This is a genomic window from Mesorhizobium sp. M8A.F.Ca.ET.218.01.1.1 (assembly GCF_004791165.1).
GTDB lineage: Bacteria > Pseudomonadota > Alphaproteobacteria > Rhizobiales > Rhizobiaceae > Mesorhizobium.
Window position 1 is genome coordinate 1 of the sequence record NZ_SRUZ01000147.1, and the last position, 316, is coordinate 316.

General features: G+C 68.0%; 1 protein-coding gene. It reads right to left on the reverse strand.

From position 1 onward, the window contains the following. Positions 1-316 (reverse strand): urease accessory protein UreD (locus EN861_RS34770; RefSeq protein WP_189343832.1); only part of this gene is annotated, 316 nt, incomplete at both ends.

A 316-nucleotide genomic window follows, 5' to 3' on the forward strand; every position in this document is an offset into this window, starting at 1 on the left:
GGATCAGCCTGCCGTCCTGGCGGACCCGCCAGCGGTCGTGGAAATTGCCCAGAACCGCCTGCTCGCCCATCGCCAGTCGGCCGAACAACGTCGCCTCCAACAGCAGCAGCTCGGCGCTACCCGCAAGCGTCACATCGAGCGTCCTCGCAAAGCCCGCCCGGTCGAAGACGATCGTCTCCTGCGGCAGCCAGGCAATCCTGCCGCCGGCGCCGACATCCAGGCTGACGGTCGTCTCGGCGCGATCGGAGGCGGCGCGATAGATTTTCTCGCAGGCCTGGGTGGTGATGGAGGCCGAAGCACCCTCGCCGACCTCGAT